General features: G+C 41.1%; 11 protein-coding genes. 6 read left to right on the top strand and 5 right to left on the bottom strand.

Features of this window, described 5'->3' with window-relative positions; all coding sequences use genetic code 11:
- Positions 1 to 7 precede the first annotated feature (7 nt).
- The 4 genes from BZA03_RS01890 to BZA03_RS01875 are packed head-to-tail and all read left to right on the top strand — an operon-like array spanning position 8 to position 4,223.
- Entirely contained in the window at positions 8 to 544 is a 537-nt protein-coding gene (locus tag BZA03_RS01890; RefSeq protein WP_110287818.1) for a polysaccharide biosynthesis/export family protein, read from the top strand.
- Positions 545 to 565: 21 nt separating this feature from the next.
- A complete protein-coding gene (locus BZA03_RS01885; RefSeq protein WP_110287817.1) occupies positions 566 to 2,806 on the top strand; it encodes a polysaccharide biosynthesis tyrosine autokinase in 2,241 nt (746 codons plus the stop codon).
- On the top strand, positions 2,803 to 3,528 hold the full coding sequence (locus tag BZA03_RS01880) for a tyrosine-protein phosphatase (protein WP_110287816.1): 726 nt from the start codon (positions 2,803 to 2,805) through the stop codon (positions 3,526 to 3,528). The genes BZA03_RS01885 and BZA03_RS01880 overlap by 4 nt, the downstream gene beginning before the upstream one ends.
- Positions 3,516 to 4,223 (top strand): VpsP family polysaccharide biosynthesis protein, encoded by a 708-nt coding sequence (locus BZA03_RS01875; protein ID WP_110287815.1) that lies wholly within the window; start codon positions 3,516 to 3,518, stop codon positions 4,221 to 4,223. Before BZA03_RS01880 ends, BZA03_RS01875 begins: the two co-directional genes overlap by 13 nt.
- Here BZA03_RS01875 and BZA03_RS01870 read toward each other — a convergent pair.
- From BZA03_RS01870 to BZA03_RS01850, 5 genes are all read right to left on the bottom strand, one after another.
- Positions 4,213 to 4,617, bottom strand: a complete 405-nt coding sequence (locus BZA03_RS01870; RefSeq protein WP_110287814.1) for a 3-phosphoshikimate 1-carboxyvinyltransferase — start codon at positions 4,615 to 4,617, stop codon at positions 4,213 to 4,215. The genes BZA03_RS01875 and BZA03_RS01870 overlap by 11 nt on opposite strands.
- Complete coding sequence (locus BZA03_RS01865) at positions 4,608 to 5,924, bottom strand: O-antigen ligase (protein ID WP_110287813.1); 1,317 nt, start codon at positions 5,922 to 5,924, stop codon at positions 4,608 to 4,610. Before BZA03_RS01865 ends, BZA03_RS01870 begins: the two co-directional genes overlap by 10 nt.
- Before the next feature lie 226 nt (positions 5,925 to 6,150).
- Positions 6,151 to 6,774: a hypothetical protein gene (locus tag BZA03_RS01860; protein ID WP_110287812.1), complete on the bottom strand. Its 624-nt coding sequence runs from the start codon at positions 6,772 to 6,774 to the stop codon at positions 6,151 to 6,153.
- Positions 6,775 to 6,877: 103 nt separating this feature from the next.
- Positions 6,878 to 8,818 (bottom strand): EAL domain-containing protein, encoded by a 1,941-nt coding sequence (locus BZA03_RS01855; protein WP_110287811.1) that lies wholly within the window; start codon positions 8,816 to 8,818, stop codon positions 6,878 to 6,880.
- Between the two features lie 15 nt (positions 8,819 to 8,833).
- Positions 8,834 to 9,406 (bottom strand): transglutaminase-like cysteine peptidase, encoded by a 573-nt coding sequence (locus tag BZA03_RS01850; RefSeq protein ID WP_240692150.1) that lies wholly within the window; start codon positions 9,404 to 9,406, stop codon positions 8,834 to 8,836.
- Positions 9,407 to 9,822: 416 nt separating this feature from the next.
- On the opposite strand from BZA03_RS01850, the gene BZA03_RS01845 reads away from it, so the two are divergent.
- Complete coding sequence (locus BZA03_RS01845; RefSeq protein WP_110287810.1) at positions 9,823 to 10,599, top strand: WecB/TagA/CpsF family glycosyltransferase; 777 nt, start codon at positions 9,823 to 9,825, stop codon at positions 10,597 to 10,599.
- A gap of 8 nt (positions 10,600 to 10,607) precedes the next feature.
- Positions 10,608 to 11,696: a glycosyltransferase gene (locus BZA03_RS01840; protein ID WP_110287809.1), complete on the top strand. Its 1,089-nt coding sequence runs from the start codon at positions 10,608 to 10,610 to the stop codon at positions 11,694 to 11,696.

The raw sequence follows: 11,696 nt of genomic DNA, 5'->3' as shown, positions 1-11,696 counted from the left end.
CAAAAAGATGCAACGATTTGTAGTATTGTGCGCTCTGTTTATAAGCTTTTTTGCTCCCTCTGTGTTAGCGCAATCAAATAGTTTAGATCAATATCGACTTGGTTCCGGTGATGTAGTGAAAATTACCGTTTATGGTCAAGACGATCTTTCGTTAGAAACTCGCTTATCGGATGTGGGAATCATAAACTATCCATACCTTGGTGAGATAAAGCTAGTCGGCCTAACCCTACCTGAATTAGAGTCCTATATATACAATGGCCTTAAAGGCGACTATTTGGTAGAACCCTCTGTTTCGGTCTCAATTACGGATTATCGACCGTTTTTTATAAATGGCGAAGTCAAAAAGCCTGGCGGTTACCCTTATCAGCCTGGCTTGACCATAGATAAGGCAGCGGCACTTGCAGGCGGTTACACTGAACGCGCGTCAAAAACTAAAATATTTATCGTTCGAGATATAGACGGATCCTCAACCACTATTTCAGTAGACCGGTCTGGTATCGTATTACCAGGCGACATTGTAACTATTGAACAAAGCTTCTTTTAATTTACCACTTCGGAAGTACCCATGGCACCCAAAGGAACTGAACAACTAGAAGCTTCTCTATTTGGGGAAGATACTATTGATTTTGGCCAATACTGGCAGACGATTAGACGTTATCAATGGCGGATCATCAGCTTAGCTTTTGTCGTGACGATATTGGTAGCCATGATCGTTATGTCCATGACCCCGGTTTACCGTGCTTCGTCTTCTTTACTAATAGAAGCAGAAGAAGCAAAAGTCGTATCGATAGAAGAAATCTACGGCTTAAACTCGAACCGTAAAGAGTATTTTGAAACACAGTACGAAATACTTAAGTCACGACAAATAGCTGAAAAGGTAGTCGGCAAGTTAAACCTCGTCGAGCACCCTCTTTACAACGAAGAAGAGTCAAACAGCATCTCATCTTTTATTAAAGATATAAAATCTACTATCAAAGAAGCACTACCTTTTTTGCCTCAGACACCTAAAGTTGATCGCACAGAAGAAGAACTTTTATTTGCAAAGCGCAAAGCAGTTACTGACAAAGTAGTTATGGCTTTAACTATTTCGCCAGTGAAAAACACGCAAGTAGTGAAAATTACTTTTGAAAGTGAATCTCCGAAATTGGCAGCAACGATAGCAAACGCTTTTGCGGAGACATATATAGAAAATTATCTTGAATCTAAGTTTGCAATGACATCGAAAGCTACGACGTGGCTAAACGATAGCTTACTGGGACTTCGCGAAAAGCTCATTGCTTCAGAAAGTGCTTTGACTAACTTTTACGAAGAAAATCAAGTTGTAGATTTAGATGGCGTCGTAGGCTTGGCCAGTGAAGAGCTTCAAGACCTTAATAGCGAACTTGTGGCAGCAGAAAGCAGACTAAAGCAAAGTGCTATCATCTACGAACAAGTTAGACGTTACCAAGGCGATGTAGAAGAGTTGGCAAAACTACCTGAAGTATTGAACCACCCTTCTATCCAGTCTGTAAAACGCGCTGAGCTTGAAGCTGAAAGTAAAGTTTCTGAGTTGAGTAAAGTCTACGGGCCAAAGCACCAGCGTATGATTTCTGCCACAGCTGAGCTAAATTCTGTTCAAAAGAGCTTAAATAAACAAATTCAAGCTCTAATTTCAGGAATAACCAGCGAATACCAACAGCTACAGTCGCGAGTAGAAGGCCTCCGCCAAACGGTAAATTCGTCGAAACAAGATTATAGAAGATTAACAACTCTTGAATCAGAGCGCCGAAAACTGCAACGTGAAGTTGATATTAATCAGCAACTATATAACTCATTCTTCACTCGTTTAAAGGAAACTAGCGAGGTAGGTGGTTTTGAAACTGCGAATGCTAGAATATTAGATGAAGCACTTGCACCTACTATCCCAGCAAAACCGAAAAAAGGCCTAATCATTGCTGCAGCGTTTGTAGTTAGCCTTGGCATGGGTGTTTTTCTTGCACTAACGCTAGAAGCATTAAATCGCGGTATTCGCTCTGTAGAAGATGTAGAGAAAAAACTAGGTCAACGCATGCTAGGATTGATTCCGTGGCAAAAGCACAAGCGTAAAGAAGATCTTCCTCTTCGACAGTTTTTCGACAACAAGCATCACTCCTTTAGTGAAGCAATAAGGACTTTAAGAACAAGTTTACAACTGCTTCATTTGGATAGCTCTCAAAAAGTGTTCATGGTGACGTCTAGCGAACCAAAAGAAGGTAAAACTACTGTTTCTATAAATCTAGCTTTTGCTATGGGGCAGTTAGGTAAAGTGCTTTTAATCGAGGCCGACCTTCGCCGTCCCACAATTGCGAAGCAATTTGGATTCCCTGGTTTTCAACCAGGCCTAGCAAACCTAATTTCGGGTACGCATACGCTAGACGAATGTTTGGTTAATGACGTTAACTCTGGAATAGATATTATTTGTTCTGGTACCATCCCCCCTACCCCTCAAGAACTTCTGGCTTCACATCGCTTCAGGGATCTTATATCTGAGTTTAGGGCAACCTACGATCACATAATCATTGATACCGCGCCAACGCAGGCTGTAAGTGATGCCATGGTAGTATCTAACTGTTGTGATACACTGCTTTATGTTGTTAAAGCAGACAGCACAAGTGATAAACTTATCAATAGCGGTTTAACCCGTTTCATGCAAGCTGGAAAAAGAGTGGATGGCGTAGTGTTAAATCAAGTCGATATGAAAAAAGCGTCTAAATCTTATGACTATGTTGGATTTTACGACCGTTACGGTTATCAATCCGATACCGCTGAGGAGCAATCTAAAACTTGATCGATTTACACTGTCATTTACTTCCAGGTATTGATGATGGAGCCGCCGATATGGCGGCTTCAATCGCTCTAGCTGAAGATGCTGTAGACAAGGGTGTAACCCATATTGTGTGTACACCACATATACATAGTGGTTATTTCGACAACGACTTGAGCACCATCGCAAAGGTGCACGCAGACTTCTCCGCCGCACTTATTGAGCATAACATTCCGCTTAAATCTCACTACGCTGCGGAATGTCGTATATCACCAGAACTTCTACCAATGTTTGCAAATAAAGCCCTTCCTTATATAGGCGAATGGAACGGCAAAGACGTTGTTCTTTTAGAACTTCCGCACAGCCATATCCCAGCCGGGACTGATCGCCTTATCGGTTGGTTTCTACGCAACAACGTTCAACCTATGATTGCTCACCCTGAACGTAACAGAGACATCATTGCAGATTACAACAAAGCATTATGGCTAAAAGGTAAAGGGGTTCTTTTCCAATTAACTGCAGGTGTACTAACAGGAACCTTTTCAGATGCAGCAATGCAGACGGGGTTTAAAATGCTTGAGGACAACTTGGTAGATATCATAGCATCTGACGCTCACAGTTTAAAACGCCGCCCAGTGGAAATGGATAAAGCCTATAACGTGGTATCGCAGAGCTTTGGTGAGCAGCTATCTAAAACCTTGTTTGTTACCACACCTTGGAGAATCGCTAGCAAATGGTTTCAATGAACCAAAAAGCTAAAGTAACTAAATACTTAGTTATTGCTATGGTAACTCTAGTCTTATTTTCATTCATTAACGCGTCATTCAACCAATTGCGTGCAGCGTTGCACTACTACAAAGCAAACAACCTGTTAACGCAGTGGAGAGAAAGTGAGAAGATCAATAGTCAAGGTGACTATATTCTTGCAAAAGAAACTGCACAAAAAGCAGTTGAGCTTTCTAATAACAACCCACTGTACCTAGACGTATTGGCCGATATTTACCAGTGGGGATTGTACCAAAAGCTAGAATCAGACCCCGTTAACGTTACTAAAAAGGCCATGCAGCTTTACAAGCTATCTATACAAAATCGACCAAGTTGGCCAGTTACGTGGGCCAATATGGCTGTTTTAAAGTGGAGAAATGGTGAGTTCGACGAAAACTTTAAGTTTTATTTATCACAAGCTGATAAGTTCGGAAAAAGCCAGCCAGAGGTGCATTTGCTGTTTACAGAATTAGGGCTTGCTGCATATCAAGCACGACACCCTTTATACACTCAATATAAGCAAACGATAAAACATCGAATCTACAATGCAATACTTTCACCTCAATCACGAGATAAAGCACTATCTCTCATTGAGAAATATGAACAGAGACGCATAATCTGTAGATGGCTTACTAAAGAAAACAATGGATATGTGCTTAGACTAGCTAAGTGTTGATCCAATCCCACAACCCCAGAGAGAAACCTTCAAATAAGTTGATGCCTAGCGCTGATTTAAGTACATATAAAACCAAAAGCCCTATCAGCACAGACAGCGTTAAAAATAACGATAAAATTCCTGCCTGCACCAACTGTGACATTCTTTCTTCTCTTCTACTAAGCTCTCGCTTGTTCTTTCCCGCCAAGAATACATAATAGTAACGGTGTTTTAAGCCTTTCACCGTTCCTCGTAAATCTACTGGGTGACTACCCCATTGCCGTGAAGCAACTGCTGTTTTTAAGTAAGTCAGTTGCTTTTCTGTAAAAGATTTTTTTACGTCATCGGGCATTGCATTTAGCAAGTTCCTTATTACTGGATCGTCCTCTATTCGCCCTTTGAATTTTAAAGCCATAGATGTCCCTCGGCAGTGTGACGTTTAGACCTTCGTCTTCGACTTTCTTTTTTTACCTTAGTGCAAAGCAATGACAGTGCTAATATCGTCGTAAAGTAAGTCGCATTTGCTGGCGCCTGAAGTGGAAAATCCACGGTCATATGAATTGCTGCGCTCAAAATAGCCATAGTGCACCCAAAAGCGACGCCCCTCATTATCGAATCTGCGCGCACCCGCATGGCTCGTATTGCAAAATATAGGCACATAGTGACAAGGGCAAATAACAGTGCAGAAGCAGGTATCCCTGCCTCTATCGCAAATTGCAAATAGTCGTTGTGGGCATGGTCGTAAAAAAGCCGAATATTCTCGCTTTGGTAACTGGGAAATATGCCGTAAAAACTGCCCATACCTGAGCCCGTTACAGCAAAGTCACCGAGTAATGGCAATGCATCTCTCACTACTTCGTCACGGCTTTCCTGCTCTAAACTGGTAGCCACTAACCTTTCTTGAACTTTATCCAAACCAAACCAGGCGCTTAATATAAAAATATCGATAACAAACATACTGATAATTAAAAACGTTAGGCCTCTGGTCTTGTTTTTAATCAAATACAGTCCAAGCAAACCAGTGATCGTCATAGCAATGAAAAAAGAGCTATTTCCCATACGAGAACGAGACATAACCAAAGCTATAACCATAATAGCAAGGCATACCCTCACTAATGCTTTACCATTTAAAAGTGTAGTCAAAATACTGCGAAGCCTGGCTCTGTTCGTTGGCAGGCTTCGCGTTTCCAAAGTACTAACTAGATAACCCACACTCATCGACAAGCAAAGCACTAAAAAATTTGCGTAATGATTGCGATAGACAAATGTCCCAGTAGCGATGTTCTTCACTGGCAAGTCAAATACCAAGCTTCTAGATAAACCTGACAATGCTTCAAAGCTGCCATAGGTAGCCTGCCAAACTCCAGCCAGTAAAAAACACAGCATGACTTGTTTCGCTCTACTGGGCGTTGTTATTAATAACAAACAGCTAATAAAAACGCATAGGTAACTGGCAGACTTCAGTAAACTGGTTTTAGTTTGTGTTGAGTCCACTGATATGGTCATGCCATAACCAACTTCTGCAGACTTAAATAGTGCATAACTATTGGGTGACACTAATTCTATTACTGATACGGGAAGTGCTAGTTGCTGCACCCATACCCATACTACGAAAATACTAAACAGTATTATTGGTATTCTAAAAGGCTTTAACCGCTCTAAAACGGTTTCTTTATGAATCCAAATCAAACTAACGAGCATAAAGAAACTATAAATTTCCATTAAAGACCACGCCCAAGGGCGATTGGACCCAAGTGGCAATGGAAGCCAAAACAGAAAAACTAAGAAACTATAGAAGATTATTCGCTCCGCTGCGACGAAGTGATGATGTGTACTCAAGTTAAGTTCCAATAGTGCGAGTATAGAGGAGAAATACTAATAAAATTGAGTAATAATGCCAGATGAACTCGATAAAAAACAAACCCCGCGTGCGCGGGGTGTTTTACTATTAGTTAGTAGAGGCCGTAGTATCACCACCACCAGCGCCACCAGCGCCAACACCAGCGCCTAGTGGAGCAGGAACGGCTGTAATGTCTCCGCCTGCCGCAGTTTCAGTACTTACGTCTGCAGGGTTAGCTCCGGCAAGCAAGGCTAATGCAATGGCATCTTCCTGCGTAATCTCACCTGTTAAAACAGCTGCAGCTAAAATTTCACTGGCTTGCTCTGGAAAGAAGGTAACCGCAACTGTAACAACATCACCAGCATTCGCTGGTAGTTCTTCGATTGAAGCGAAAGTAGCTTCGAATATTTCAGAACCGCCAATCAAAGCATTAAAAAAAGCATAACTGGCTTCCGTGTAAGTCGAAAGCATCTCTTTTTGCGAAGTAGTTAGCGTCTCACTTTCACTTGCAGCAAGTGCAGCTAATGAAGTCTTTGTGGCTTCGCTTCCCTCGACGCCCCCGTCCATTAACTTTTCGATTTCTTGAATAACTTTGTATCCCGGTGCGCTCGCGGCATCAATTAATACTGCCGATGCTCTTAAATCTTGCTGTCCGGTTTCCTGAGATTGAGCCATGCTTGCGAACATCAATGAAGAACAAACAAGAGAACAAACCCAAATAATTCTGCGCATGGCAACTCCAAAATTTATGACATAATACTAATACAATTAGTTTACGCTGTTAACAGGTTAAAATATAGTGTCTTAAAGGCTAACTGTGCCTAAACCCCTCGCTTCAAGACCACACTTCAGGCTTTCCGAAATAGTACCCTTGAACATAATCCACGAATAAACCATGCAAGCATCGCGCCTCATCTTTATCTTCCACTAACTCAGCTATCACTTCAATATTGAGACCATGAGCAATACTCACTAAGCTACTGACAAAGAACTGATTTTCTTCCACTGAATTGATATGACGAGTGAAACTTCCATCTAATTTTATATAATCTGGTCGAATCTGTCTTATGTGAGCAAAGGCTGATATCGAACTACCAAAGCGCTCTATCGTTATTTTACAATCTATCTCTCGCAGTTTATTTGCAAAAAATACACAATTTTTAAAGCATCGGTGAAGTGAGTGCTCGTGAATCTCTACTATCACATTTTTAGATTTGCCTCTTACCTGTTTCAAGATATCAACAAGCTCATCTACATTGTCCAGACTACTAAGTGAAGCCGTTGATATATTTATAGAAATACTCTTATACTCGCTACTCTCTGGTGATTTACTTAACAGAGAAACAATTTTTCTTAGTATTGCCTTATCGAGCTCTCCTGATACTAATAGCTTTTCAGATTCTGGTATTAACTGAGCCATTGGCAGGTAATTCTCACCAGTACTATTTATAAATCGGGCTAAACATTCGGACACAAGAGTATCATTGTCAAAATTCTTTACAGGTTGAAGAAGAATATCAATCGCGTCTTCGTTAATGATACGTTTAAGTTGCTCACGCCAGCTTTGGTGGCTTTGTTGAACTGTAATATTACTCGCTAACTGCCACCCATTGGGAAAAGTAGAAGCAGAGGTTAATGCAGAATCAGCTTGTTCCAGCAACAGGGCCTTTTGAGTATCAGCGCCAAAATGTGCTACTCCCATGTGGGCATATCCGTTTTTAAACATGTCTGAGTTATTTGCCTTAAATTGCTCCGATAAGCCTTCGAGTACACTCAGACAATCTTCATCACTCATATCTTCCAACAAAATTGCGAAGTCGGCACCACGAGATCTAAACAACTCACCTTTCCGCTGCGTAGCAGTGAGCAAAATTTTGCTCACATTTTTAATGTACTCGTCAGCAATAGCTGCCCCTTCCAACTCGTTAACATGCGCTAAACTTGAGAGCCTAACAAGAACTAAAAAGCCCGCTGCTGGCTCGTCTTCTGTTTTAGTGAAAATGCGCGCCAACTTATTATCTAAGGCTTGTTTATTTCCTAATTGAGTCAGCGGGTCAAGATAGGCCTTCTTGTAATAGGCTTGCGCCTGGGCCGTCAACTCATTGTATTGCTTTGAAAGAACACCCGCCATTTTGTTAAATGCCTTAACCAGTAAGCCTAGTTCTTTCGTTTTCGGCTCATACTCAATAGGATTAAAGTCGCGATTAGCTATACGTTCGGCAGCTCTTATCACAACCTTTAATGGGTTTGTGATAAGTTTAAGTAAAATGGCGAGCAACAAAGTTCCTATTACGAAAAGCACCAGTGTTAGTACAAAAGTGCGTTTCGCATTGCTCCATAACTGTGCATAGCCAAGACCAGGATGGCTCTTAACTGTTAATTCGCCAGCCATTACCCAGCCCGAATTAATCTCTGTTTTAGTTATTGGTGGAGAAATAGGAAATAGTTGCATAAACCATTCGGGAACCACCTCAGGCTTCGGAGGATTAACCTTTTTAAGCAATGAATTGCCATCTAAATCTTGGAGTTCGATACTCTCATAATAACCACGGTCGAAAATAGCATTAACCATGGTATCAACTACCGGCAGCCCGCCCTCCATACCAACGTACGGTGAGATAGACAAACCTAAAGATGTCGCCGTGTCTTGAGCATGAGATGACAATTGATCGCTTATATACGAGCGCGTGCTATTTACATTTATCCAAACTGTACCTAAAAACACCAATACTAGTACTGATAAAAAACCTAAACCAAATTGTCGACTTAAAGACATTCTCAATCCTAAATTTTAAAAGCCCGTTTCCATTCGAGTGGTCAGGTCTTCCCATAAACTATGGTTTGGGCTATTTTTTATTTGTTTTCCTCGTCCTTGAGCTTTAGCAAGCCAAAGACCATCACCGTTGAAGCTGTAAATGGGTACAAGATCGCGCCGTTGGGAGGCTGGTAATATACGCGGGTTAATGTTGTCTAATACAATAGGCACAGCATTGGGTTTAGGAAAGTAAGCCAAAACCATGTGCGCTTGATTTAACCTAAGCGCATTTACATACATAAACCGCATTTTTTCTTCGGGTACTCCTAGTGCCCTTAAGCTAAAATATTTAGCAATGGTGAAATCTTCACAATCGCCACCGTTAGAAGCTAAAAATTCAACCGGTGTTGCCCAGTAATCAGATTTGTTCCAATGCTGACTATCGTCAACGAAGGGGAGTTCGTTAAAAAAGCGATTTATTTCATAAAGCTTTTCATCTTCATCCAGCTGTTTTGCGCTGTTTAATACTCTTTGCCAGCTTGCAACTCGTTCTTTCGCTTTGCTGCCGTAAACCTCATCAATTCGCTGATACAGCAACTCGGAAAACACAAGCTCACCGTCTGCTAAAATTCTAGAGCAAACTATGGCTAGCACAGAGACAACTATAATCCGTACCCAAACATTAATACTTCGCCGAAACTTATTCACTTACCAGCCATTAGATGAATTTGCCTAGCCATTATAAATAAAAACACACTGAAAGAGCAGGAAACTTCTTAACTTATAATTTAACAGCCTTTTCCAAAAGATACATCATTGCATCACTAGGCTTATACATTTATTGTTGGAGGAAGAAATATAATAAGACCTACCTCCCGTGCAAGGCATTGTTTGTTAAAGCAAGTGTCTTTTGCATGGCACGATAAATGTATAAAACCAGAGTAATCTGATAAAATCACAAAATTGTCATTCTTAGCGAATAACATCCCAAAAACGGAAAATAAGTACAGCAGGTGCCGAAAGCAATGAAAATGGAAGAAGTTGTTTTTACGAACGTGGGCGGACTAAAAACGGCTTGCCTAAGCAGAAAACAGTTAGTTGATTTAATCGTAGAGCGTATTAAAAGCGATACACTTGGCGACGAAAAGCCATCACCGTTAACAATATTTGACTCAAATGGCCAAGGCATTTCAATTGCTAATAGCGATCCTGTATTTATGCGGTTACTGGAAAGCGCCGACATTATTCATGCCGATGGACAAAGTGTTGTAGCGTTTTCAAAGTGGTTTACTGACAAACCAATTCCAGAACGCACGGCGACGACAGATACAATACACGATATTCCTCAACTCTCATCAGAAAATATAAGACATTACCTTTTAGGTGGCCAGCAAAGCATTGTTGAAAAGTGCGCAGGTATTCTACAACAGCGTTATTCAAACTTTCACATTGCTGGCACCCACCATGGCTATTTCGACAAAAGTAACGAAGCAGAAGTAATTGCAGCAATTAACGCTGCAAACGTAGACGTACTGTGGGTTGGTTTAGGCAAACCCAAAGAGCAGGAGTTTGTGGTAAGAAACAAGAATAAACTTAACGTTGCAGTTATTATTACTTGTGGCGGTTGCTACAACTATATTACCGGCGACTATAAACGAGCCCCTGAATTTATGCAGCGAATCGGGTTTGAGTGGTTACATCGTGCTTTAACCGAGCCTCGCAAGTTTTTGTGGCGCTATATCACAACCAATCCCCATTCTATTTATTGTGCTTGGAAGCACAGAATGAAACAACAGGCATAGCTGTAGCCATGGAAAAATACAAAGTACTGTTTATCCATAAGTTCTTTACCACTGGAGGTGGTGTAGAGCGAGTACATAAGAACCTATCTCAAGCATTGAGTGATGAGGGTGTTACCTCTATTTTTTACGTACACGATGTAACTGGCGAGAGCAAAGAAGGTTTTAGTCAACTACAAGATTCTTTTACAGCATTCGCGGCAGACAGCAATAACGGTTTTAAACAGAAACTGAGCTACCTTTACAGCTTAATAAAGCGAAAGGAAATTAACGTCATTATTGCTGCAACAGAAACGGCTAATATTTTAGCATTCTTATGTAAATTGCGTTTTCCAAAGTTAAAAGTTATCTATACCAGGCACTGTGCATTTGACGTTAGTGACCAAAAACTAGCTCCATGGGCTATTAAGGCGCTGTATTCTTTGTACAGCCTTTCCAATGGAAAAATCATCGCCGTATCAGAAAGTCTTAAACAGCAAATTAAAGACGCTGTTGTTTTTGGTAAGAATAAAGTGAGTTTTATTCCTAATGCTGTACTTCAACCGAGCATCGAAAAGTTATCCAATGAAAGCCCACAAAGCCCCCTGCCCGAACGGTATTTTTGTGGCGTAGGGCGGCTGGTAGAACAAAAAGGTTTTGATCTTCTTTTAGAAGCCTATTCTAAAGCACGCTTGAAAGATGCCTCGTTGCCGGAACTGGTAATAGTAGGAGCAGGTGAAGACCTTGACGCATTGAAGAAACAAGCTGCTAGTTTAGGTATTAACAAAGTAGTTCATTTTACGGGTTTTACAACCAACCCTTATTGCATAATAAAGCGCGCCGAAGCCTTTGTATTATCTTCAAGGCATGAAGGCATGCCCACCGTGTTAGTTGAGGCGATGTCTTTAAATACCCCAGTAATTGCTTTTGACTGCCCAACAGGCCCTAGCGAACTTATTACGTCTGACGAAACCGGTGCTTTAGTAAAAGCGTTAGACACGGATGCTCTGGCTCACGCACTATGCAATTATAGTTCGCTTAAATCGAAACAAATTAGCGACAAAGTAAAACACTTTTCATATAAATACGTTGCAAACGCTTACATTGCACAATTTGGATAA

This window comes from Alteromonas sp. I10, assembly GCF_003201515.1.
Classification (GTDB): Bacteria; Pseudomonadota; Gammaproteobacteria; order Enterobacterales; family Alteromonadaceae; genus Alteromonas; species Alteromonas macleodii.
Note: the sequence above shows the minus strand (reverse complement) of the source record. Positions and strands in the feature narration are given on the sequence as shown.